At 37.7% G+C, this 26,483-nt stretch carries 16 protein-coding genes; 1 reads left to right on the forward strand and 15 read right to left on the reverse strand.

What is annotated here, in order from left to right; translation table 11 throughout:
* Nucleotides 1–28: 28 nt before the first annotated feature.
* The 11 genes from EZ428_RS18380 to EZ428_RS18430 form a co-directional block, all read right to left on the reverse strand.
* Nucleotides 29–1,543, reverse strand: a complete 1,515-nt coding sequence (locus EZ428_RS18380; protein ID WP_131554667.1) for a hypothetical protein — start codon at nucleotides 1,541–1,543, stop codon at nucleotides 29–31.
* A gap of 15 nt (nucleotides 1,544–1,558) precedes the next feature.
* Nucleotides 1,559–3,004, reverse strand: a complete 1,446-nt coding sequence (locus EZ428_RS18385) for a sulfatase family protein (protein ID WP_131554668.1) — start codon at nucleotides 3,002–3,004, stop codon at nucleotides 1,559–1,561.
* A gap of 32 nt (nucleotides 3,005–3,036) precedes the next feature.
* Nucleotides 3,037–5,883 carry a heparinase II/III domain-containing protein gene (locus tag EZ428_RS18390; protein WP_131554669.1) on the reverse strand — a complete coding sequence of 949 codons (2,847 nt, stop codon included), beginning with the start codon at nucleotides 5,881–5,883 and terminating at the stop codon, nucleotides 3,037–3,039.
* Nucleotides 5,884–5,906: 23 nt separating this feature from the next.
* On the reverse strand, nucleotides 5,907–7,724 hold the full coding sequence (locus EZ428_RS18395; protein WP_165501815.1) for a glycoside hydrolase family 97 protein: 1,818 nt from the start codon (nucleotides 7,722–7,724) through the stop codon (nucleotides 5,907–5,909).
* A 25-nt stretch (nucleotides 7,725–7,749) separates the two neighbouring features.
* A complete protein-coding gene (locus EZ428_RS18400; RefSeq protein WP_131554671.1) occupies nucleotides 7,750–8,643 on the reverse strand; it encodes an ROK family protein in 894 nt (297 codons plus the stop codon).
* Between the two features lie 19 nt (nucleotides 8,644–8,662).
* Complete coding sequence (gene fucP / locus EZ428_RS18405) at nucleotides 8,663–9,892, reverse strand: L-fucose:H+ symporter permease (protein WP_131554672.1); 1,230 nt, start codon at nucleotides 9,890–9,892, stop codon at nucleotides 8,663–8,665.
* An 80-nt stretch (nucleotides 9,893–9,972) separates the two neighbouring features.
* Entirely contained in the window at nucleotides 9,973–10,581 is a 609-nt protein-coding gene (locus EZ428_RS18410) for a hypothetical protein (RefSeq protein WP_131554673.1), read from the reverse strand.
* Between the two features lie 4 nt (nucleotides 10,582–10,585).
* On the reverse strand, nucleotides 10,586–11,503 hold the full coding sequence (locus EZ428_RS18415) for a DUF5017 domain-containing protein (protein WP_131554674.1): 918 nt from the start codon (nucleotides 11,501–11,503) through the stop codon (nucleotides 10,586–10,588).
* Between the two features lie 29 nt (nucleotides 11,504–11,532).
* Entirely contained in the window at nucleotides 11,533–13,623 is a 2,091-nt protein-coding gene (locus tag EZ428_RS18420; RefSeq protein ID WP_165501816.1) for a RagB/SusD family nutrient uptake outer membrane protein, read from the reverse strand.
* 12 nt (nucleotides 13,624–13,635) lie between these two features.
* Nucleotides 13,636–16,917: a SusC/RagA family TonB-linked outer membrane protein gene (locus tag EZ428_RS18425; protein ID WP_131554676.1), complete on the reverse strand. Its 3,282-nt coding sequence runs from the start codon at nucleotides 16,915–16,917 to the stop codon at nucleotides 13,636–13,638.
* A 14-nt stretch (nucleotides 16,918–16,931) separates the two neighbouring features.
* Nucleotides 16,932–18,428, reverse strand: a complete 1,497-nt coding sequence (locus tag EZ428_RS18430; protein ID WP_131554677.1) for a fasciclin domain-containing protein — start codon at nucleotides 18,426–18,428, stop codon at nucleotides 16,932–16,934.
* 502 nt (nucleotides 18,429–18,930) lie between these two features.
* On the opposite strand from EZ428_RS18430, the gene EZ428_RS18435 reads away from it, so the two are divergent.
* Complete coding sequence (locus EZ428_RS18435; RefSeq protein WP_131554678.1) at nucleotides 18,931–19,953, forward strand: LacI family DNA-binding transcriptional regulator; 1,023 nt, start codon at nucleotides 18,931–18,933, stop codon at nucleotides 19,951–19,953.
* Between the two features lie 12 nt (nucleotides 19,954–19,965).
* Here the strand turns inward: EZ428_RS18435 and EZ428_RS18440 are convergent, their stop codons facing one another.
* The 4 genes from EZ428_RS18440 to EZ428_RS18455 are packed head-to-tail and all read right to left on the reverse strand — an operon-like array spanning nucleotide 19,966 to nucleotide 26,483.
* Nucleotides 19,966–20,661 (reverse strand): SGNH/GDSL hydrolase family protein, encoded by a 696-nt coding sequence (locus EZ428_RS18440; protein ID WP_225871093.1) that lies wholly within the window; start codon nucleotides 20,659–20,661, stop codon nucleotides 19,966–19,968.
* On the reverse strand, nucleotides 20,658–21,665 hold the full coding sequence (locus tag EZ428_RS18445) for a GntR family transcriptional regulator (RefSeq protein WP_131554679.1): 1,008 nt from the start codon (nucleotides 21,663–21,665) through the stop codon (nucleotides 20,658–20,660). Before EZ428_RS18445 ends, EZ428_RS18440 begins: the two co-directional genes overlap by 4 nt.
* Nucleotides 21,666–21,667: 2 nt before the next feature.
* Nucleotides 21,668–24,388 carry a family 78 glycoside hydrolase catalytic domain gene (locus EZ428_RS18450; protein ID WP_131554680.1) on the reverse strand — a complete coding sequence of 907 codons (2,721 nt, stop codon included), beginning with the start codon at nucleotides 24,386–24,388 and terminating at the stop codon, nucleotides 21,668–21,670.
* Between the two features lies 1 nt (nucleotide 24,389).
* Nucleotides 24,390–26,483 carry a beta-glucosidase gene (locus tag EZ428_RS18455; RefSeq protein WP_131554681.1) on the reverse strand — a complete coding sequence of 698 codons (2,094 nt, stop codon included), beginning with the start codon at nucleotides 26,481–26,483 and terminating at the stop codon, nucleotides 24,390–24,392.

A 26,483-nucleotide genomic window follows, 5' to 3' on the forward strand; every position in this document is an offset into this window, starting at 1 on the left:
AAAACGATTGTATTAGGCAATAATTACCTTATTTAGTTGTTAAATTTTCTTTACGTTCCTTTAACTGCGCCTCATATAAAGAAGCAGGATTTACATTGGTTTCTCCTACCCCCTCCCATATGCTATCTGGTCTTTTATGCCAGGGCTTCCCCTGTCTTGACTTAGGGGCAATATTCCAGTTTAGTGCCATTGGCGGCTGCTGGTTGATCATGGTCTTGGCGGTGCAATTCCAAAAAACCTGCCAAGCACCTGCCCAGCCGTGCCCTGTACCAGAAGGTCCCCTGTCCTGGATGTTGATTTCCCCATCTGTGGTTATATTATCATATAAGGTCCCCATGGCCCAGCGATTATGCGGACCGCTGTCTGTATGTGCCATTGTTGCAGAAGATCTTAAGAAAACATTAGGCCCACACACATAACCCCCGGTTACGTAATCATGACGTCCATTTCTGGTTTCGCAGTTTCTGAATAGGTTAAGCTGCCCATCGCAATTGAAGGAATACCTTCTTCCACCCGTTATTTTAGAAACAGGATCCAGACATTGAGAATTTTGAACAGTAATATTCTTTGAGGTAGGATAAACATTTACGCAACTGTAACCAAAATATAGGGAGGTTACTTTGTCTATTACACAATCTTCGGCTTTCTTAATGGCGATGGCATTCCATCCATGCTGTTCATCGTCCTCTGCCTTAAATGTTGAAACCATTTTAAGGTTTTGAATACTAACGTTGTTGATTCTCCCCTCAAAATCATAATGATAAAGTGCTCCGCCACCATATTTTTTATCCAAATCCATTACAACTGGGGCATGTAGCGTGATTAGCTTATTTTTTGTATCAACTGCGGTAATTATTCTTTCGAAATTAAAATGGTATTCCTCAACAGGCCATTGTCTGCCGTTTGCAGGTAGCTTTTGAATGCTATCCATTTTTAGGTCATGAATCCAATTCTGGGTAGCCTCGCGATACAGAATAACTTTGTCTCCTATTTTGTAATCACTTATTTTATCAACATGAAAAGAAAAACTTCCAACAGGTACATAAGCATCTGTGATTGTTAATTTACTGGCCTCCAATTTTTTAAGTTCTCCTGAACCCTCAATACTAAAAAGGTCTGCTTTTTTCTCAGATGTCAAGGTAATCACCGTTCCGCTATCATCATTTCCTTCGCCTAAAATCACAACACCACTTACATTAATATTGATGGTTTTTGATACAGAATAATCTCCTTTTTTTAACAATATGGCTCCACGAACTTTATTCACCATAGGCATTATGGAAAGTCTCAAAATCGCATCTTGTATGATTGCGCCATCGTCTTTACCTGTTGGCTTTAAAGTTATTTTTATGGAAGGTGTAGGAAATGAACTTATTCCACCTTCATATCCTACCATGGAAAAATCTGGTATTTTATTCCCTCTGTCATCGGTTTTGTAAATCAATTTGCTCATTTGATTATAATGTACCCATTCAGATTGCCATTGCGCCTGTAATAGAAAGGGCATGGATAAAAAGATGATTAGTAATTTTAATTTTAACATGATTAATTCGACTTACTACTGGTTAGGCTTCCCTTTATAAGGAATGTATTTTCCATTATCATCTAATGGAAGTTTCGGGGCATTTTTTGGATCTTTATATCTGGTTTCAATCAGTTGTTTTTCAAACTCCTTCTCCATTTTTTCCTTTAAAGAGGAATATTCAGGTTTATTGTAAAGGTTGTTCATTTCATAAGGATCCTTTTCTAAATCAAAAAGCTCTGCCCAATCATCTTGATGCGGATATTTTACCAGTTTGGCTTTATCAGTTCTTACAGCCAGTAAAGTAGGGGTTGGCGAGTTGCTTTCATAAAAGTATTGGAATAAGAAAGATTTTCTCCAATCCTTTTGCTTCCCTTGTATTAGGCTTACCAAGCTTTTACCCTGAAAACGTTCCGGAGGTTTTACACCCGCCAGTTCTAGCATAGTTGAAGGAAGATCAAGATTAAGGGCCATCTCATCTACAATTTTACCTCTAGGGAATCTTGCTGGATATTTTATCAGTAACGGGACGCGCATGCTTTCTTCATAAGCTGCCCTTTTATCCTGGAGCGCATGTTCTCCATGAAAATACCCGTTATCACTGGTGAAGATTATTACTGTGTTTTCTTCCAGCTTTAATTCTTTCAAAAGATCTAAAACCCTGCCTACACCATCATCCGCACCTTTGACTGTTTCCCAATAAGGGATCACCCGTTTCATGCCATACAGGTCTGTCCAGTCAAAAAGCTCTTTATCTGCGGCGGCATACTCAGGGTAGATAAATGAAACGTAAGCTGGCTTGTCTTTTTCATTAACAGGCCTGGTTAATTTTACGTTGTCATATAATTTATCGTATCGCTTAGGCGGAGTCCAGCCGCCATGGGGAGCTTTGAACGCTAAAGTTAAAGCAAAAGGATGATCTTTATTTTTTTTGATAAAATCTATGGCATAGTCTGTTGCTACATCATCTATCCAGCCTTTTGTTGGCTCACTCACTCCATCTACTTCAAAGGGGCAATCGTAATATTTTCCATGAGCGATATAACTCGCAGAATAATCATAACCGGGTCGTTTACCCTTTTGACTACCCATGTGCCATTTACCAATCAGAGCAGTTTTATATCCAGCAGTTCTTAATAAGGCGGGCAACGTATTTACAGAATCTGTAAACGGTTGGTAATTATTTACGATACCATTGATATGGTTGTATTGACCGGTAAGCATAGATGCTCTGCTGGGTGAACACAAAGACAGTGTTACGAAAGCATTTCTAAAACGCACTCCTTCTTTGGCTATCCTATCCATATTTGGCGTTTGCAGGTAAGAAAACCTGGCTGCTTTACCCTGTTCCTGCTGTACAATGCTTAAGCCATCAAAGCGCTGATCGTCTGTGATCATAAAAATGATGTTAGGCTTTTTGTTTTGTGCAGTTGCAAAAAGGCTGATCAATAACAAGGAACTCAATATAAAACTTTTTCTCATTTCTAATTATGTATTATTTTAGCTGTTATCTACTAGTTTTTAATCTTTTCTTTTATTAAAGAAAATTTGATGAAGTCATTATTTAAAGCGGGTATGTCAAAAAGAATGTACCTTTTACCATTCTCTTTAATGACCATACCTTTGAATATTTTTCTCTTGTTTTCACTATTTATCGTTTTTAATGATTGGCCATTAAAATTAGACTTCAAAAATTTTAATTGAAGGGGATCTTCTGCAAATAACCTATAAGCTTCATTTTCAAACTGTAATGATGCTGTTAACTCCTTGTTTTTAGCCTTCATAGAAATTGAGGAATCAGATACGTACACGCCATTCCCAATAAAAAGATATTGAAGTTGATCATCTTTAACAGAAGCTACTGCATATTCTCCCTTAAAGGAATAACTCTTGTATTGATTATCTGTCAAGCCTTTTGCATCAGAAAAGATAAACTGAGTGCTTTTGTCCTTATTAATCACCTGAACACCTGTAAAATCCGGATTGACACTTGCCGGAATAATGGCATTTATACTTTTGATTGCGCTGTTGTTATCAAAGGAAGGTTCAAATATGGCAACAAAAGGATTAGTCCATGCTTCTCCTTCTTGCTTTACCACCAACGTGGGCACGGGTAGATTTACAATATCGGCTGGAACCACCTTGTTATTTAATGCTCTTGATTTAGGGGAATTTACAGAAAAAATGGTTCTTTGATCATTTCCTTTCATCCACATATTCATGTAAACAGATGGCTGGCGATTTAACTTTAATTCAAAGGTGGCCTTAAAATCTTGATCAAATTTTATAGACTTTTTATCTGTAAAATAATCGTACCCGATTACGTCTCCTTTTAAAGTTGATAGTTCATCCGTAGATTTCAATAAAAGAACCTTGTCTTTAGAATCTGTAATGGTCAATTTCTGTCCAAGGTTATGGTACAGGTACTCGTGCTTCATGTCTCCACCCTTTTGCTTCTTTGACCTGAAAATATCCACATAATAACCTGTACTATCACTGGTTCTGATGATGCTGAGTAAGCGTAACTGATCTGACTGGGTTTCTGGCTCTACAAAAGAAATATTGCCATAGGTAACATTGCTGAAATAATGATCCTGCTGCGCTTTTTGGGGATAATGACTTTTCAATGCGAAAGGATGATAACCACGCATAAATCCATATTTTGATTGACCATCGACCACTACCGTATTGTGTGCTGCAAACTGTGAGTAAAACTCACTATGGTCTTTTTGCCAATAACTGCTGCCTGCTGCAAAATCAGGTGCTAAAGGATAACCTTTGCCATAAAGTTCTATACTTAGTCCGTTCGCATGTGAATGATTACCGGCGGATGCGTTTGAAGAAATCATTAGCCCGTTTTTCAAATCAAAACCATTTCTCTGAACAAACCAGCTTACGTTTGGCGCGTAAAAAGTAACGGAGGCAAAATCCTGCAGACTCGCTGGAGGTGTTTCGATAAGCTGATCTACATAAAAGAAAAGATCAAATAAAGATTCAACCTTACTTCTATTGTAACTACTTCCCTGGCTGTATTTAAGTGCCCGGGTAAACTTTCTTTCTTCTGAAGAATCCGGATATTTTCTTGACCAATAGATGAGATATTCCATACTTTTTGCCGGGAGCTGGTTATAATGTCCGTCACCAAAAGACACTGCAAAGTTGTTTGGCATGAGGTATTGAGCTGTAGCCATTACTGCTTTTTTCAGTACGGGCATTAATGGAAGCAGGCTGTTTGGCATAGCTCGGTCTGTCAGTAAAATAATGGAGAGTATATCTGTTGAAACATTCAATGAATAACCCGGAGATTCATTCCAAATTCCCGTTTCCTTATCAAAACCTTTTAAACTGGTAGTTAAAGCCGCATTACGCGGAAAATCCTTATTGTAAATAATATCCAAGTAATAATTTGATCCTTTTCCGTCAGCATAAACAGCATTATTTTCTAAAGCCAATGCCAGGTAAGACAAAAAGCGAGCTTCAAAGATGTTCCAGTTATTATCAGGAATCCCATGATCGATCAGGTTATCGGCCCATTTTTTAAATACGGGTGCGGCAACATTACTTGAAAAAAGAGGATAACTCTTTTTCAGATAGCTGTACAAAAAATCATGGCAAACCGTCACAAAAGGTATCTCTCCCTGATGAATCACTTCAAAAGAAGTAAGTGCAGAAATATTGTTAACGTTATCTCCAGCAGCGGCAATAGGTAATTTTCGATCTAATAAACCTGTAAGATAGGTGGTTAATATACCTGAAGCGAATTTTGCATATCGTTCATTCCCGGTAAACCAATAAAGAAAAGCAGCATTCTGTGCATAGCGCAGAATTTGCTGGTTTATTTTTTCAATAATTAAGCCTGATTTTTCCGGAGAAACCCACTCTCCCTTTCCTTCCTTCATCATATATACAGTACCATCTTCCGGATCGGCAAATGGTTTCAGGTCTTCTATTCTTGGTGCAGCATAGGGTGTTTCCCAATCTCTGGATCCAGAAAAACGAACAGTTGGCCTGCTGGCCTTGCCTTGTGCTTTTACAAAATAATTTCCGCTGATATAAATATCTGTATGATGGCTGTTCCAGTACATCTGCAAACGAGATAGCATCCAATTACTGTCCTTATCAACCTGTTTCAAGTAAGGTTCCAGTTCTTCTATCATATCATCCACAACATTTTTGGCCCAATCCGCTTTTTTTAACTTGGATGAAAGTAAACCTTGTCCATCATGATCGGTATAGATACGGGGATGGTTATTCTGTATGTTTAAAGGAATATCAATCTTTTGCGCACAGCTATTTTGTTTTGAGCAAAATAAAATAATGACAACATAAGTTATCCAATACAAAAATTTAAATCTGAACATTCATTCCCTTTTTTAAACAGTACCTATTTAACTATATCAATAATTATTGCCTGCCCTCCGTTAGCTAAAACATTAATAGCTAAACTATCCTTAGCTTTTACTTTTTTTGTGGACGTTTTTATCCCACCCTGTCCATCATCCTCATAAATTGTGGCTTTGTATTTTTTTCCTTTTTGCAAAAAGGATAGGTCAATCTTATCATTCAATTGCTGTGAAGCTGCATTACCAATATACCAGGTATCATTTTTTCTTCTGGCCACAGAAATGTATTTTCCTATTTCACCCTTAAGGTAATGGGTTTCATCCCAAACGGTAGGCACTTGTTTAAAGAATTCAATTTCCTTTTCATTGGTATAATCGGCAGCTTTCCCATACCAAAAAATCGCTTGAAGCGGACTGTAAAACAAAACTGATAATGCCAGTTGGTGTGCCTTGGTTACATTAAAACCCAATTTATTATACCTGGCGGTAAGCGCCTTGCTGGAATTTAGGTAACCAATGGTAAAATCGCCTGGACCGGTTAAAAACCTGGTGAACGGCAATACCAGGTCATGCTCACTGTTGCCACCGTGTTCATTTCCCCTTATGCCTTCTTGTGTGAGCCAATTTGGATATAAATGGTTAAGTCCCGATGGTTTGTAATTATCATGGACATTGATGACAAAACCATGTTCGTAAGTCTTTTTAATGGCCTGGTTTAACCAGGTAATGCCTTGCTGGGTTAGGCCATCCACAAATCCAAACTTCATCCCGGCAACGCCCCAGGTTTTATAGAGCGGTAAAATTTCATCAAGGTATTGTTTTAAGCCTACATAATTAACATATAAGATAATACCTATTTTTTTTGATTTTCCATATTGGATCAGTTCGGGGAGTTTTAAGGCATCTATATAAGTTCTTGGATCTGATGAAGACCTGAACTCCTGGCCATACCAGCCTGCATCTAACAAAACGTACTGGAAACCCTGGGCAGCAGCAAAGTCAATAGTTTCCTTTACCGCTTTATCACCTAGATCAGATCGCATGACCTTACCCGGTTTAATCCATTGCGGCACTTCTTTTACGCCAGGCGTGAGTTTAAAATTAAGGTCGGCAAACTGATGTAGTCCGATAGCCTTTTCTGTAAAGGATACCGTTCTCCATGGAGTCATGAAGCCAGGGGCGGCCTTTACCTTTTTATCCTTAAAATAAACCAGTTGAAGGGAATTTCCCTTTAACTTAGTAAGTACTGATTTTGTGTAGTCTTGATTATTGGCTTCACCTATATGGGTGTAACCTCTATCGGAAACCAAGGTTGCAGGTAAATCACAGGAATCTTTAAGTTCTTTAATTAAGGTTGGCCTAAAAACCGACTCTTCCTTATATCGATAGATACTTTGTGAAACTGGAAAATTAAATATCGTTTTTTCTCTGGACAATACCAGGGGCTCTTTATTACCTAAAAGATATCTGAAGGCAACACTTCCATTAAACACCCTTACCTCAATGGCATAAGCATTTTTATCACTTTTATTTATGCTGTAAATTTGCTGATGGTAACCATTTTCAATTTTACTACGCTCTCCCAATGGCCAGTTTATTACTTCCTGATGGATTGATATATCCGATGCAGACAAGCTCATTTCTCCTGCATTGCCTTGATTCTCGAAATCTAAACCCAAAACAGACTTTTCTATAATAACTTGCTCATTAACGATAATGTCATATAGCAATTGCTTATCATTGAGCTGAATGGAAAATATGGTTTTATTATCTGGGGACGAAATTTTAAATGATTGTGAAAATGCCTCTACAGTAAAGCTCAGCCCACAACAAAAAACTAATAGACATCTTTTAATCATTTTTTTACATATGTTCATGGCTAAATTATATTAGGTTATCTACAACTGAACCGGCATACCAGCTACTGGCAGCACCAATTAAGGCCGACTGCTCTCCTAAAGAGGTGGTCTTAACTAAAATAGGATTATTCCGTAATTTTAGCTGACTCAACAATGAAGGTCCAAAAAAATCAAATGCCTTGGAAATGTTACCACCACATACCAAAAGTTCGGGGCTTTCCCGTGTGATTGCCTTATCAAGGAACAAAGCAAGATTGCATCCAAATTCTTCAAAGATATTTTTGACTATAGTACGCTCCTGTGGAAATTTAGCCACTAAGTCTTTGACGCTTCCCAATGTCTCCCCAGTTAAAAGCTGGTATTGGTTTAAAAACCAGTTGGTAGAAAAATAATGTTCTGCAATGCTGTCTTTAAATGGGATTTGCCAAAATTCTGCATCCCGAGCTCTTTCGTCACTATAAATCGCAGAACCAAAACCTGTACCTAAAGTAATCCCAATTACATTTTTATACCCTTTGGCGGCGCCACCAAAAACCTCCCCCTGCAAAAAGCAGGGTGCATCATTTAAAATATTGATACATTCTGGTAAAATATCTAGCTCAGCAGCTAAAAGTTCCTTAACATTTAATCCGTATAAGGATTCGTATTTATTTAATCCTTTGATATAAGAAATTCCTCTTTCATAATCAAACGGACCGGGCATTGCAATGCCCATCTTTAATGGTTTAAAAGCCGCATTTTCAAAAAGTTCAAAAATTGCAGCACACCATTGTGAGATAATTTCCTGTGCATTGCCATCAGAATTTACATTTCTTCTGACCATGACATCGTTAATGATCTTTCTTTCCAGGACATCAACTAAGCACACGGTAATATGAGAGCCCCCAATATCAGCTCCCAAAATGATAGATTTATGCATATGTGTTAATTGCGAATTATTATGATTTATAAAACTTATATCCAAAAAGGAAAATGACTAAATAACAAATGATTGGTAAATAATAAGCCGCTGCCACATCATGGTTCGCTATCAGCCCCATTAAAGGCGGAAAGACTGCTCCCCCAACAACACCCATCACAATGAACGAAGATGCCTTTTGGGTGTGCGGACCAAGGTTTTTTAATCCTAAGCTGAATATGGTGGGGAACATAATGCTAAAGAAAAAATTAAGCATCAGTAAGGCTATGAAAGAGGGCCAGCCCCAACTTTGGGCAACAATTAAACACATGGTGATACTTCCCAATGCAAAGAGTGCCAGTAAACGATTAGCAGGAACGAATTTCATTAAATAGGTTCCAAAAAACCGACCTATCATCATCATTACCATGCTTAATGCAAAGTAGTAACCTGCGGTTTCATCTGTAAAGCCCATTTTCTCATGGCCATAATTGATAAAGAAGGCCCACGTTCCACCCTGGGCGGCTACGTTAAAAAACTGTGCCATTACAGCAAAAGTGAAATGCCTGTGCTGAAAAAGTGTTTTTGCAGGTAATTTATCTGCTAAATCTGGAGCAACAGCATAAGCATCCGTATCTGTAACGTGTGGATCTGTTAATTTGGGAACTTTCACAAAAGCAAAGGCAACTGCAATTGCAGTAATGATGATTCCTATGATGATGTAAAGCATTTTAACAGAATAAAGGTCATTAGAATGCTCTTGCCCACCTCTTAAAATAAAATAACTTCCTATTAGCGGACCAACAACTGCACCAAGGCCATTAAAAGATTGGGCAAAATTGATACGTTGATCACTTGTTCTTTGGTCTCCTAATGAAGCTACAAAAGGGTGAGCCACGGTTTCTAGGGTGGCCAGTCCACAAGCGAGAATGAATAGGGCAAATCTGAAAAATGCAAAGGATTCTGCGTCTGCAGCCGGTACAAATAAGAATGCTCCAATGGCATATAAAAATAGGCCTAATAAGACACCATTCTTATAGCCATATTTTTTCATGAACAAACCTGCCGGAATACCCATTACTGCATAAGCTCCGAATATGGAGAACTGTACTAAGCCAGATTCTGACTTGGTTACGCCTAAAACATTCTGGAAATGTTTATTTAACACATCTCCCATGGTAATGGCAACGCCCCAAAGCATGAATAATGAGGTCACAAAAACTAAAATGATCGTGTATTTTTTTTCTGAAAAAGCAGGTTTCACCGACATTGATTTTTAATTAAAAGAGGCACTGTATTCAGGAAAAAAGCAATCCCAAAAACAGTGCTTTAAGTTGTTATAATAACTGATTATTTTTTTGTTTCTACCTTAATGTCATCAAAGAATAGTGATCCTGAATTAACATCTCCCCATACAGAACCCAATCTGATAGCATTGATCTGGTTGGTGCTTTCCACTTTTATCACTGATTGAGAGTCAATGAAATATTCACAGCCCGTTGCCGTAAAAACATACTTCATTTCATGCCATCCAGTAGTTCTTTTAACAGTAGTAGGCTTAAAATCCTTTCCGTATCTGTAACAATAGTTGTTTTTATCGACCCTTGTATGAATACCCATCATAAAGTTTTCTTTTGCCTCGGTATTATTAACAACGGCTGCTGCTATTCCCGTTACCTCTACCTGATCATAAAACCAAATGGTAACCGTTGCATTTTCAACTAATGGAAAATCCCTGTATAAATTACATTTACCGAAAGCACCTATTTCGTATGATTTATCTCCGGAATGAACCTTTACGCTGCTGATGATAGGTTCACATTCAGAGTTGCCATTTTTCCAAATCCTTTTTGGCTCTTCGAAACCGCTTTCAAACGCGGGTTTAGATTTTGATTTCTGAGCATGGCCGGCTATAGTAAATAAACTTCCTGCTATTAGGGTAAAGATTAACTTTTTCATTTTATTAAGGCACTTTAGGCGTTACTGTAATAGTAAATTCGATTAGTTTCTCTTTGAGTTCAACTTTAGAAGCGTTTCTAACTAAGAACGTGGCTTTATAAGTCCCAGGTGTATTATAGATATGCACATAAGATTTTATCACCGGAGTAGCAATAGACTTAATAGGTATTACTCCAGAGGCATCACCTGCAACGGTTCTCAAATCAAATCCCTTAGAAATTACCCAATCATCATCCCCAGGGTAGGCCGCATTTAAACCTGTATGCACAATATTTCCTGAATTTATTACCCAACGGGCAGAGTCTCCTCTAAATTCCACATTCTTAAACAATCCATCTGTAAAAGAGAGTGCATTATTATATATTTCCCCATCAGCATGAGTAGTTATGAAATTAAATGCACCTACTGTCCATTGTCTTTGCTTTTGTATCGCTGGGTCTACCGCCAAATATCTAAAGGCAACGTAAACAGGTTTTCCTTCAACTGCATAAGGATTCAACTTGATAGTACCTGAAGGTACATTAGTTGCAGAAGTACCTAGAATTACATCGCTAGTAATATTTGCCCAAGTGGCATTTTTTACGTTAGTAGTATCATAAACCCCGCTAAAATTATTAGAAACTAACACACTCAAGTTATTTTGAGCAATCCCAAATTGTACATTGCTGTTAAAACTTAATTGGGCATTGCCATTAACATCATTAGAAAACTTATTCTTCTTTGAGTATTCTTTGCCAATTTCACCAGAAAAAAAACTGATATAATCTGCATTACCATTGATATTAAATAGCACTGAATCTCCAGCCTTATAGGTTAAACTTTTTGTGGTAACATTTAAATCCGGATTATCTAAATATGATTTTCTGCAGGCCGAAAGTATTGCAATGGCAAACAATGCCGGTATAATTATTTTTTTTATCATGATTTTTTTACAATTAATTATTCACCATTTTAGAATCCAGGATTTTGCTTAGCAAATTTATTTAAATTCATCTCAACTGCCGGTATCGGATATACCAGCCATTTGTCCGTGAAATTAATTCCGTCTGCCCTTGCTGCATCTCTGTTGGCAGATGGAGCTGGGGGAATAATTTGGACATTATTAGGGAATCGTTCTGTACTTCCATTAAGGGCTAAATCAGCTCTTTCAATTACTTTTGCTTTTAGCAAACCCCAACGCTTTAAATCTTGTTTTCTTAACATTTCGAAACATAGCTCACGCATTCTCTCATCCTGTATGGTTTTCAAAAAATTAGCAGGATCGTAATCTGCAGGAGTTAAAGCACCAGTTAATTTTTTGGCAGTTGCAGTAGCTGCTGTGCCAATATAAGTAAATACGGCACCCGTGGTGGCCGCTGTTGAAGCACCAGAAGTATTAAATGGAGCTATTGTTGTACTGGTACCTGCTGTGGTTACCCTATATAAATTACCGGTTGTTGGTACTACAATATTAGCATTTACGGCAAAGGCCGTATTGGGTGTCCATGGAGTACCTAAATAAACTATGGTACCTAAAGGTACATCAGAATACTTACCCGTGGTACTCATGATTAAAGAGGTTACCTTGCCACCTACGATAGTTGTACCAATAGTTGCGTCTTCTGTACCAGTAGCACCTATTTGTGTTATGGCAGTAGGTGCAACAGTATAGCCGCTGCCTTGGTTAGCGGTTAGGGTTAATTCAATTCCATTTTTAACTGGATTATTTAAACCTCCATAAGCCCTGGAGCGTATTAAATTCATGATACTAATTGCCTCTGGACTTACAACACCTGTAGATTTAAAATCAGCTTCTACAAACATCAGTAGCACATCTGAATATCTTAACAATCCAACATTCATTGGAGAGTTGTTATTATCCCTGGGCACAACTACCTCATAATCTCTATTCCATTTGTTTGGCCATCTTACCCAATACCCATTTTGATTAAATGTAAAAAAGACTTTAACAAGAGAAGGACCTGAACCTGAATAAGCAAAATTAGATATACTAATATCCCTTCTATAGTCTGGAGAATTATCTGTTGATCTTATGGGGTTATAGTAAGACTGAAAGGACCGATATAAAACTGGTGTAGGATTTACTTGTCCAGTTGCTAGATTACCATTTGGTTGCTGTATAGTATTTGAATGATTTTCTCTTAAAACCCCTCCCTGAGCTATCACTGAAAATTCACATTCCCACATACTTTCCTTATAGGTAACATCGTAGGCATCCGCACATTGGTTAATAAAAATCTGAGCATAATCCGGGTTCAGGTTATGAATCCCAGATTTAATCACTTTATCTGCCCAACCTCTGGCTTCAGCATACCTTTTTGTATCATTAATAGGCTCTCCTGCAGCATATAAACAAACTCTTGCTAAAATGCCCTGTACAGTAGTTTGCACTACCCTACCGCTATTGTATGGTACAATGTTAGTTGCTTTTTGAGTAGACAATAAAGCTTCAGCTTCTGTCATTTCTTGAATCACCCAATCATAAACATCCTTAGATTTTGTAAAAGCAATATGGGTATCTTGTGGTACTGTTATTGATTTGGTTCTTAATGGACAATCTCCCCACCATTGGGTTACAATGAAATGATAATAAGCCCTTAAAAATTTAGCTTCACCTATCATGTGTTTCTTTTGGTTACCGGTAAATCCTTCTACCTTATCAACGTTTTCCAGAAAAGTATTAGCTCTGCCAATACCCGTATAACAAAGGCGCCATACTCCTAAATTTTGTACATCAGTGGAATTAGCGTTAAAATGTGCGATGCTCCCGGCAACCGGGATACTTCTGTTATAGGATTCATCTGATCCTTGTGAAAAAAAGGATTCATAATTTCCTGAATAAAAAGCCTGTATTCCATCTACCCTATTCATTGCGTCATATATCGAATTTAAATAGGTACTTGCTTCTATAGGCGTATTAAAATAAGTTTCTAGTGTTAATTCTTTCGGTACTGTATCCAAGAACTTTTTACAGGACGTAGCCGAAATACCTACTAATGTCAAAAGTAGGATTACAAATTTTATGTGATGAGTTGTTTTCATGATCATTGCTAGTTAAAGTGATACATTTAAGCCAAAGGTTACTGTAAATGCCCTTGGGTAGGCAGAAAAATCATATCCTGCAGTTGTACCTGTCCCCCTGGTAGAATTTTCTGGATCTGTAGAAGAATAATTGGTAAGGGTAAACAGATTTTGGGCAGAAGCATATAGCCTTGCTGACTTTAGATTTAGTTTTTTTATAAAAGTTGGCGGCACTGTGTACCCAAATTGTACAGTTTTTAACCTGATGAATGACGCATCTTCAATAATTCTTGAAGAATAAACTACCGCACCTCTTGCATTGGCCCTAAACATAGTATTGCTCCTGTTTTCAGGTGTCCAGCGGTTTGCATAACTTGCAAATTGATTAATGTCAAATCCTGCAGGAAAGCCTCCTTCTAAATATAACCTGTTTGCATTCATGGTTTCATTTCCATAAGACCATTGTAAAAAAACATTTAAATCAAAAGCTTTATATCTAAAGTTATTACTTAAACCACCAAAATGTAGCGGATTAGGATTACCAATAACAGTTTTGTCGTCATTATTAACTAAACCATCACCATTTACATCTCTGTATTTAGGATCACCTGGCTGTACCGGACTAGTTCCGGTACGTGCTTGACCTATATCTCCTTCGCCAACTGGGATATTTGCTTTTAAAATATATGAACCATTTTCTAATAAATCAAAATCTTCAACCTGGTAGTTACCATCATAAATAAAACCATACATTGAAGAAATAGGGCGGCCTATATGCGCTATGTAACCGTCCTTACCATTAAATGTATTACCAGATCCACCAATAGGGCTTAAAAAATACCTTTGGCCGTCAGTCAATGCTACTATCTGATTTTTGTTGAAGGTAATATTGAAGCTGGTGTTCCAGGTAAATTTATCGTTCTTGATTAATTGTGAATTTAAGGTAAATTCCACACCCTCATTTCTCGTTCTTCCTATGTTGTTTATGATATTAATGGGTAAACCACTACTTGCAGATAAGTTGGCATTTAACAATAAGTCATAAGTATCTTTTTTATAATAGTCGGTCTCTAATGTAATTTTATCACTTAAAAAACCAAGTTCTAAACCTATATCAACAGAACCTGTAGTTTCCCATTTAATGTCCCTATTACCTAGAGGTTCAATATAAAAAGCTTGTGTATCATAATTTACAACATTTCCAAAAGGATAGTATCCAGGAGTACTAGAGCTCCCACTAGCCAACTGACTGATATAAGCAAAATCTCCGATACGGTTGTTACCAACAATTCCATAACCGCCTCTTAATTTTCCAGTTGAAAATAGATTCAGGTTTTTAATAAATTTTTCTTCACTGAAACGCCAAGCCAATGCAGCTGATGGAAAATACCCGTATCGCTTTCCCTCTCTAAATTTAGACGATCCATCTGCCCTGAAATTACCGGTAAAAATGTATTTACCTCCCATAAATTGATAATTAAATATAGCACCGAAAGATTGTAATTTATAAGTAGACATAGAAGAACTTGTAGTAGAATTCAATGATAGAACTCTTCCTAATCCTGCTATTCCTAAATTTTCGTTAGGAACAAAATTTGATTGGTAGCCGAAGTTTTGGGTTTCATTGATCTGGAATTCATACAAGGCTTTTATAGAAAGCTGATTGTTTTGGTTAAATTTCTTAGTATACGTTAAAAGGTTATTTACAGAATAATCGTTTCTATATCTTTGAGCAATACTTCCATTCACACCGAATGTTTTTCCAGCTGGTGTAAGCGGACTCCCCTGTCTGGTTTTACTATTAAAAAAATTCTCAGTTCTGCCTACACCCAAGTTTACACCAGCGGTTGACCTTAGTTGTAAATTTTTTGTGATGGCGTACTCCAAATAAGTATTTCCCACAAAAGTATTGTTAAATACTCCGCGATATTCATTAATAAAAGAAGAATAAGGATTTACACGATAATCTAGCGGACTACCGTCTGTAGGATCATTTTCGGGATCTAAAAATTCATCGAATAAAGCATCTGGGTCTAAATTTGATCCGGTAATAGGTCTGTAACTCCATACTTGGTATAACAAATTAAAAGTTACATCATTACCTCCTTGATTATTCTGACTCCTGGGTGTCTGTCCATAAGATTTCGTAGCAGAATAATTAATATTGGTACCAATTTTGAATTTCTTACCTAAATTTTGGTCTAAAACTGCCCTTCCCTGATACCTAGTGAACCCACTATTTACGATAATTCCCTTTTGATCGGTAACCGAACCAGAGACAGAATATTTAGTTTTTTCAGTACCTCCATTAACCGAAAGGTAATGGTTCTGAAATGGAGCTGTTTCATAGATTTTATCCTGAAAATCAGCTCCTTTAATATTTCTGTACGACTCTAAGGTTTTACCATCTTTAAAATAACCTAGTGCATTTTGAGTAGAAGTTGGGTTAATTTCTGATTGCAATTTTACAAATTCGTAAGGGTTCATTAACTCTACCTTTTGAATAATCTTGTTTGTTCCATAATAACCATTATAGCTTACTGTAGGCTCTCCTAATTTACCCCTTTTAGTTGTGATGATAATTACACCATTAGCACCTCTTGAACCATAAATAGCAGTTGCAGATGCATCCTTTAAGATATCAATACTTTCTATTTCTGCTGGATTGATCGCGTTATTATCAGGGTCTTCGATAGGAAAACCGTCTATAACATACAGGGGAGAATTAGAATTATTAATGGAATTGTTTCCACGAATGGTAATACTAAGACCATCTCCAGGCTGGCCATCTCCTGAAATTACCTGTACTCCTGCAACCCTGCCTGCCAAAGCCTGTTCAAAAGACGTTACGGGGGCTTTTTGCAAATCTGCCATACTCACCGTACCGATAGAGCCAGTTACATCCCTTTTCACGGTTTGTCCGTAACCAGTTTGAATTACGACTTGATTTAAGAGCAATGCATCAGCAGCTAGCGTAATGTTGATATTGGTCCTACTCCCAACGACAACCTCTTGTTTTGTAAAGCCGATGGAAGAAAAAACAAGAACTGATTGGTTATTGGGTACTCTGATACTATATTTACCACTTGCATCGCTTGAAACAACTGTATTTGTGCCTTTTAATGCGATGTTAACGCCAGGAATGGCTTCACCGCCATTGTCCACAATAATCCCAACTATGACCTTATTTTGAGCGAGGCCTTTATTGCTTAAGCCAGTGATAAAAAATGTGATCAGTAGGACGAAAAATATTCTAATTAATATTTTATTTTGAGTTTTAGGCTTTCTAGGGCCGATTTCACAATATATGTTCATGTTGTTTAGTTATATTATTTTAAAACCACGTTGATAATGTTGAAGACACCATTTGCGGAAATCGTGTCAAACGGACTAATTGTACCAACGCCTGTATTATTAGGGCCTTGCGCAGAATATGTGGTACCGTTAGCAAATACCACTTTAAGCCCATTTAAACTAGTGCCAATGTAAGTGCTTCCAGCTGGAATTGAAGTCGAATAAATTTGCCCTAAAAAAATATGCCTATTCAATAAATCAGCCAAGACAGTAGGCGAGGCCAAAGAAATTGTCGATAATGAGTTATATCCCTCGGTTTGTAAAGCAGTATTAGTTGGTGCAAATATCGTTTTTGCATCGCTTCCCGCCAGCAAGGAGTTAAAATCTGTTGAACCGGTGCTTGCTCGATCAATTATTGCCTTCAGAAATGTTAAATTACTATTGCTCTGGATCAGCTGCAGTAAGTTGAGGCCTGATGGTTGACTTAGAACCGATGAAACTTCATTAATAATGCCATTACTAGCTATTTTGTTAGCCGCATAATCGTTCAATGCGAAACCATTGACAAGTACCCTAAATCCAGTAACAGCGTTATTGGCATTTAAAACCCTTGAAACTGACGTCGTTAATGCTGATTGATTTAAAGTGACCGGCTTTTTGGGCAATTGGTAACTGAAATACTTCATGTCAAGAATGTGGTAGGCAACCAATTCGCTAGCAACAACATTCGGATCAACCGCATTAATTTTAACGGCAGAGTTGTATTTACCACCTAAAAAAGAGTTGAAAGAACTGTTGGTTGGACAAAAAACGGTGTATGGCTTGGTGCCACTCAACAAGGTGTTATAATTTGTGGTCCCCTGACTTGCACGGTTGATGGCCGCTACAAATAATGAGTAGTTGCCATTAGACTTAAGCGCAGTCAAGATGTCATTACCTTCGGGCATTAACACTCTTTTAATGGCATAGAAGTTACCATTTGTCGTTCCTATCTCCTTACTGATGACCTCTGCACCATTAATCACATTGGTCAGGCTATCTTTGGTAGAGAACTTAAAGTTATCTAGCAATAGAACTTTACCATTATTGGCAGTTATGTTCAAGGAACTGTTAATCTCAGAAATCGAAACTTTACGATCAACCAGATGATACCTTAAAATATCTGACAAGACCTTGGGGTCGGCTGCATTCACAGCAGCAACGTTTGGGTAGCCAGCATCTATAAAAGCCTGGTTAATGGGCGCAAAAAAAGTGATGTTCCCGTTAGATCCTAGTGTTTCCTTCAATCCAGCTCTATCAATAGCGGCCCTGAGCATACTGAAGTTAAGGCCATCTGCCTTTAAGGCTTCATAGATGTTAACTGCTGCTGGCGTTTCAAATTCATCTTTTTTACATGAACTTAAAAAAAGGAGACATAAAGTAGATAATGTTAGGAATGCTGTGATCATCTTGTGCTTGATCTTCCTTTTGGATAGAAAAAACGCACGTTCCACAGATGAACTACACATTACGGGTAGTAATTGTTTCTTCATTTGGTTCGAGTTTATATTTGGTTAACTAAATCGGTTTAGCGAATTAAACGAATTTTTATGAGAATCCAAAATATTTTTTTTTATATCACCTTACTTTTTTAACAAAAAAGCATTTAGATTGGCTTAAATTTGCCAAATTAATAAAGATTAATTGCTTTAAATAAAATTTTAGCAACCTTAATGACGATGGAATATAAATTAGATAAAAGTGTCAGATAAAGATATCAAACCAGCAATTTTGCCAAATGCCTCATCGATGACGAAACCTAGCTAGTGTCCGGCCAGTCACTGCCAAATATCTGTCTAAAGATTCTTGTCGCTATTAAAATTATTCTGGAGGGATCTACAATAAATAACAAGGAGAAAAAAATCACATTCTCAGTTCGTTAAGCCCATATGTTTCCATTCCTATATTATTATTGTGCTTTAAAATCCTCGTCTTTTTATAGCTTCACAATAATTACGTACTTTTACGCTGCTAAATCAATTTAAGTACAAGTAAATGGCAAAAAGAAAAATAACCATCAAGGATATATCAGAGCATTGCGGAGTTTCAAAAACGACAGTTTCCTTTATTTTGAATGATAGAGCTAAGGAAAACAGGATTAGCGAGGCAGTAATCACAAAGGTCCTAAAGTATATTGAAGAAACAGGCTATAAGCCTAGCCAATTAGCGACAAGTTTTAGGACAGGCGTAACAAAGACCATAGGCTTGATGGTTGAAAATATTTCCGATACATTTTTTAGCCTTGTAGCAGCAGGAATTGAAAAACTGGCCTATAAGGCAGGCTATAAAATCATTTACAGCAGTCATTTTAATAATCCAGCCAAAGCAAAGGACATTTTACAAATGTACATAGATCAGCACATAGATGGTTTTATCATCACTCCTACTGAAAAGCTAGAGGAGGACATTAAAAATTTAGTGGATGAGAAGGTTCCATTTGTATTGTTTGACAGGTATTATGAGGGTATAAATACAAATTGCGTGGTCATAAATAACTTTGACGCGACCAATGAAGCAACAAACCATTTCATAACAAATGGATATGATAATATTGCCTTTGTAACGATTAATTCTATTCAGAATCAAATGAAAGAACGTCTAAACGGGTATCATAAAGCCATTTCTGATGCAGGAAAGAATGCTTGTGTACTTAAAATTGACTTTAACAAACCTTCCGAGGACAACATCGATAAAATAAAAAAATTCTTGATCAGTAATGACCACATTGATGGTATTTTATTCGCCACAAATTATTTAGCGTTGAGAGGCTTGGCTGCGATTTCTCAACTACATAAAACCATTCCCTCTGATTATGGCGTTATCGCATTTGATGACCATGAAATCTTTGAGCTAAATCTTCCATCTATTACTGCAGTTAAGCAGCCTATTCAAGAAATGAGCAAGCAAATCATGAACAACCTAATTAATCAGATAGAAAGCAATAATAATCTTGTATATAGCCATACAGTGGTTCCCGCTACATTAATCGTACGGAATTCCACCGTGAAGACCACATGAGGTTTTGATGATTTACCTCTGTTTAGCAAACAAAACTGGATACATCTGATCTGCAATGAATTTATTTCCAGTTGCATTCATATGAACCCGGTCCCTGGTTAAAATTCCCTTTTCTGCATTGTCAGGATTATTTACCTGAAGATACTTGATCATTTCCTTTCTTAGATCAACCAGGTTACAATTATATTTTAAAGCGATTTCCCTAACTATTTGACCATAGGCATTCAAATCCCCATCTTGGGGATTGGTAAAATCTTTTTTTTCGCCTATGACAGAAGGCGTGCATAGAACGACTTCTATTCCCCTGTCCTTTAATATCTTAACCATAGCAGAATAAAAATTCAAATAACGGTTGGCATCAGTACCGGTTCCCGACTGACTTTTATGCCATACATCATTTATACCAATATAAATCACCACCACATCTGGCTGCTTATCAAGGATATCTTTTTGAAAACGAAAGAATAAGTCATATATCTTATTGCCAGAAACGCCCGCTCCTATTAACTCAAACTGATCTATTTTTCCCTCTGTTTTAAGCCTATTCTTCATTAATGTGATAAAGCCATCTTCATCAGGGCCATGCCAGGTTATGGAATCGCCAAAAAAGATAACTTTTTTAGGTTTTAGCAATGTCATGCTGGAAAACATTAATCCCAACGAAATAATTAGGACTGAGATATTTGTCTTGTTTTTTAAATACTTCATAAAGAACCTCTTTTAATTAATTTGAATGGATTTTTAATTCTTTTAAAATTTTTATTTAAGATTAGGTTTCCAGCGGTTGCCCCCATCTGCTCCCAGTCGGTGGTTATTACGGTTATGTCTAATAATTCCTTTAAAACTGTCTCATTAAAGGATATGACCCCAATATCCTCTCCTAATTTAAGATTTGATATTTTGATCAATTTGAGTAGTTCTGCAAGGTCTGCCTCTTTGGTAACAATAAAAAACGTGCCCTTCTTTATTAACTCCATTTCAGCTTCATGGGCGATACGGAATGTTTTTCCATTTTCCTTACAGTAACTTTTAGCTCCTAAAATCACTTCACTTGGATGATTACTCCATCCAGGAAAAATCAGCACTCCCTTTTTATATTTTTGAAGTAAATCTTCAGCACCATTTAACGCATTGAATATATCTTTCTCAAAATCCTGATAAACCGCCATGATTTCATCATCAAGTTGAGGCAAATCCTTATCCAGGAGCAGCAGTTTATCGTGGGGAATCAATCTGAATGTTTGCAGGTATTCTTCCTCATCAGCTCCATTAAAAAAATGAGGCATGATGACATAATAATCATATTTACCCAAACTTTCGTTGATGATGCTTTTGAAAACCGATGGGTCATAGTGATGGATTTTAAGATCAACCTGTGCCTCTTTTTCTAAGGCATGCTTAAAACTGTAATAGATATACTTTTTATAGGAACTTAACTTGTTAAGCACCATTAAGATTTTTAGGCAATTATCTCTCTTACAGACAAAATACCCCTTTCCTTCCGTATAGGAAATATATCCCTCCTTTTTTAATTGACGGTAGGCCCTTGAAATCGTGACAAAGGAAATCTCATTGCTTTCACTCAGTGCTGTTACAGATGGCAATCTACTTCTTCCCTTCAGGTCCCCAAAATCTATCTCTTCCTTTAAAGACCGGGTGATCTGCTTATAAATGGGTGTTTCAAGATTGGCATCAAATTTCAGCTTCAACATGGCTAGATTTTTAGGTTGATGGTATAATTACCACTGTTTATGTTCAGGGCCTTTTGTGAATTATTGCTCATTTTGACTCCGTTGATCTTAATTTCTTTATAAAATGGTAAAACTACACTTGCCGAGGAATTTGCAGGAATAGAAATCTTTAAGGTAACCTCACTTCCGTCCCTTGCCCATGAAGAGGTGACCTCACCCTTTATGGTTTCAATTTTAGCACTGACTTCATTTAACCCGATAGATGGAAAAAATGGTTTAATGATAATTTCTTCATAGCCAGGCGCATCTACATTGGTTCTTATCCCAGCTAAGGACCTGTAGAACCAGGCGTCGATGCTACCAAACATCACATGATTGTGAGAGCCGCTACCATTCCACCATTCAGGAAAGGTGTTTCTCCCTTTTAGCATCTCATCAAATCCGGGATAACCTTTTGCGTTAACAAACTGATACACGACATCATTTCGGTCTGTTGCCATTAACATTTCATAAATGTATTTTAGGCCCTGAATTCCTGCATAGATATGTCCTTCCCTTTTCTTCAAGATATCATTCACCAAATTGGCCAGCGCATCATCCCTGTGAACATCGGGTGTTAAACCTAAAAACAGGGGAATACCTTGTGAATACTGAAAATGATAATCTTCTCCCTTGTAAGTCAAGGTGCTTTCATCAAAATAGGTACCATTAAAAGCTGCTCTTATCTTTAGTTTTAAGGCATTGTATTTCTTTACATCCTCTATTTTTCTTAAAGCTTCCGCTGATTTCGAGAGAATATCGGCACAAAAATAAAACATGGCAGTGGTTGAAAGTTTTGGAAAACCTCTCACCCATCCAGATTTCCCCTTATCATCCTGGGCCGGATTTCCCCAATCACCATATTTATCAGCCTTTAATATATAATTGTTCGCATTTTTTTCAAGATATTCGACATAGCTTTTCATCATGGGATAATAGTTTTTCAGAACCTGTTTATCCCCATGATTCGAATAATGGTCCCATATCACTGGAAATGACCCGCAACTCCAGTTGGTGTTTTCTGATACGCTAAATGTGGGTGCGATATGCGGTAAGGCTCCTTCTTCGTTCTGAGCGAATTTCACATCGTCCAACCATTTGGCATAAAAGTTAGCTGTGTTAAAGTTGAGCATTGCCTCATCCGCAGTAACGTAGCCATCGGTCATCCAGCCCAAACGTTCATCACGTTGCGGACAATCTACCGGCAAACCCTGGAACGCTCCTTTTTGGGATAAAACGGTGGCATCATGTATTTTATTGATGAGCGGATTGTCGGTTATCAAAGTTCCTGAATTGGCAACACTGGTGTAAACAAATTGACCCTGAATATCCAAAACCTGGACATTAACGGCAACCGTAACTTCTATATATTGAAAGCCATGATAGGTGAACCTGGGTTCGTAAATTTCTTCGGTTGACCCATTTAATATATAAATGTCTGTGTTTTTTGCTGCCCTGTTACTCTTAACGTCCAAGGTCTGGTCGGCTTTTAAATCTTCTGCATACCTAATGGTTACTTTGGCCCCTGCTTCTCCCTTTACCTTGATTTTGGCCCAGCCCGTGATGTTCTGACCAAGATCATAGACATTTTGTGTGGCATTGATCTTATACACATTAAGGGGATCGAAGGTTTGCATCACCCTTTCTGGCGACATGACCTGTACCATTAAATTTTCAGCAGGTTTGCTCATGGGCACTACATTTTTCCATGAAGCATCGGTATAACCAGGCAAATCCCATCCCCTTAATTCCAAACGGGCATCATAACTTTCTCCATCGTAAATATCATTTGCTATAATGGGACCTAAAGCTGCCCTCCAGCTCATATCTGTTTTGATGGTTTCATTTGTACCGTCTTCATATTCCAGTTCCAACTGCATCAAGGCTCTTGGATAACCCCAAAATGGCATGCGCCAGTCCTGATATTTTTTAGCAGGATTATACCAGCCATTACCTAAATGTATGCCTAAAGCATTTTTTCCGCTTACCAGTTTTTCCCTTACATCAAAAACCTCATATAAAACCCTGTCTGTGTAACGTGTTTTAGCTGGAGCTAAAACATGGTCTCCAATCTTTTCCCCATTGATATTTAGCTCATAAAAGCCTAATCCTGTCACAAATACCCTCGCCCTTCTGACATTTTTTTTAAGATCAATCTCTTTTCTTAGGTATTGAGACCTATTAGCTATTATGCTATCGGGCTTGAATGCTGTTTTTTCTTCTGATGTCGCTGTTTCAGCATTATAGGGGGCTTCAGATCGATAGCCAATCCACATCGCCTGCCAAACCTTAGGTTCAAAATAGGCTGTGCTAAATTGCGTATTAAAGGTAGATTCCCTGCCATCCTGATTCCAAGAGGTAACTTTAACCCAATAGTCGGTATTACTTTTTAAGATATTTCCTTCGGGGTAAATATTTGTGGATTGAGCTGATTTTATCTTTCCGCTGCTCCATACGTCAGGTGAGTTTTTTGTCAATAGTTCCTTTTTCGTGGAAATCTGAACACGATAATGTGTCTGCCTTTGATCATTTAATTTGGAAACGATTACCCATGTGATATTTGGGTGGCGATTCATAACATTGATGGGCGCCTCAACATAATCAATGGTAACTTTTGAAATTTTCCATTCTTCGTTTGCCTTGATCAACATGCTGTTCAATAGCAATGAAAAAACAATCACTACCCCTCCCAAAACCTTTCTCATTTTACAATCTTAAATCTTTTGTTAAATTAATTCCACTTGACGAGGCACCTACCATGATTCCAAAATCTCCTGGCTCAAAAACCCAGTCTTTTTGGGTTGGGCTCCAAAATTGAAAGTCTTTTTTATGCAGTAACATTTCAACCTTTTTAATCTCACCTGGTTTCAAATGTATTTTTTGAAAGCCCTTTAACTCCTTTACTGGCCTCTCTATGCTGCTTTGTCTATCAGCAATATAAACTTGGGTAATTTCTGCACCCTCTCTCTTCCCTGTATTTTTAAGTTCAAATGAAACTTTTACAATCCCTTCCTTGGCAAAGGATTTTGCATCGACGTTTAAGTTAGTATATAGAAAAGAGGTAAAGGACAAGCCGTATCCAAACGGATAAAGCGGCGCTATTTTCTGATGCTCATACCAACGGTAACCAACAAAAATGCCTTCCTTGTAGTTAACATCGTAAATTTTGCTCCTATCACCATCTTTAGGCGCATTCTTATTCATGGGCCTGTCGCCTGGCTCATAACCAAAAGCAGGTGAATCCTTGAAGTCTCTTTCGATGGTAAAGGGTAACTTTCCTGATGGATTTACTTTTCCAGATAAAATTTCTGCCAAGGCAAGTTGCCCAACCTGACCCGGATAAAAGGCATAAATGATGGCGGCAACATTTTTATTCCAATTGGTCATCTTTATGCCCGAACCTGAATTAACCACTACGATAGTTCTTGGGTTTAAGCTACTGATTCTCTGGATTTCCGCCTCGTCTGCCTTATTCAGGTTGAAAGGGCGATCTACTGCTTCTGTATCATTAGTTCCAACAGAATAAATGATGCAGGGAGCGCTTTTAAGCTCCTGGTCTGTTGGCTTATCTATAAAATAGGCTGCCTTGAATTCATTTGCAATTGCGGTTTTCATATTGATCACATCGTAGCCCAAAACCCGACCAGAACCGCCGCCTGCTGCATTTTTCAGGACATATTTACCAGTTACTAAAATTCTCCCATCAGCTTTAAGCGGTAAGATGTTGTTTCTGTTTTCCAGCAGGACAATCCCTTCTCTTGCAGTCTGCAAGGCAATTTTTTCATGTTCCGGAAAAGAGTGGTACTGTTCCTTAACCAAAGGTTTTCGATCGTAATAACCCATCATGATGCTGGATATCATTAAATATTTCACCATTTCATCAATCTCGCTGATATCCACCTTACCAGCATCTAAAAGTGCTTTGGTATTAGCCAAGCTTTCTCCTTTTGGCATTTCCAGGTTCTGACCAGATTTAATGATTTTCTCTGCATCCCAGACAGATGTCCAATCGCTCATTACCAAGCCTCTATAGCCCAGTTCTTTTCTTAACAATTGCTTTATCACATATGCACTTTGACCAGCCCATTCACCATGCACCAGGTTATAAGAGGTCATTACGCCTAGAACGCCAGCATCTATTGCTGCCTTGAATGCAGGCATATAGATTTCATGCAAGGTTCTTTCATCCAAATTAGAATTGCTTTTCCTTCGGTCCAAATCGGTATTGTTAGCCACAAAATGCTTTACTACGGCCATAGTGCCCGTATTTTGCATTCCCGTAACATAATTTTCAGTCATTCTTGAAACCAGGTAAGGATCTTCCCCCATATATTCAAAATTCCTCCCGTTTTGGGAGAGCCTGTAAATATTTACACCAGGGCCTAAAAGCACATTAATTGCTCTTGATTTAGCTTCCTCCCCTATGGCATAAGCATATCTATAAGCTAATTCGCGGTTCCATGTGGCTGCAAGTTGTATGGTTGGCGGATAAGCTACTGTTTTTTTGACATTATCAACCTTGACGGTATCTGAAGGTGCGTGTAAACGTACCCCCTGACTGGCATCGGTAAAATTGACCGGTGGAATACCTAAACGCTTGTTTTCCGCAATGTGAAAACCCTGCCCCCTAACCATATTGATCTTTTCATCAACAGTCATTTGTCTAATCAATTGGTTAGCCCTTTTTTCGGCCTCTTCATAAGGAACAAATGGGTTAAAAGGTTTTGGCGCTATATTTTGCGCTTGCGCTGATAATGTAGTAGCACAAAATATAAAGGCAATAAATAATCTGGTTTTCAT

This window comes from Pedobacter frigiditerrae (assembly GCF_004331645.1).
In the GTDB taxonomy this organism is placed as follows: Bacteria; Bacteroidota; Bacteroidia; order Sphingobacteriales; family Sphingobacteriaceae; genus Pedobacter; species Pedobacter frigiditerrae.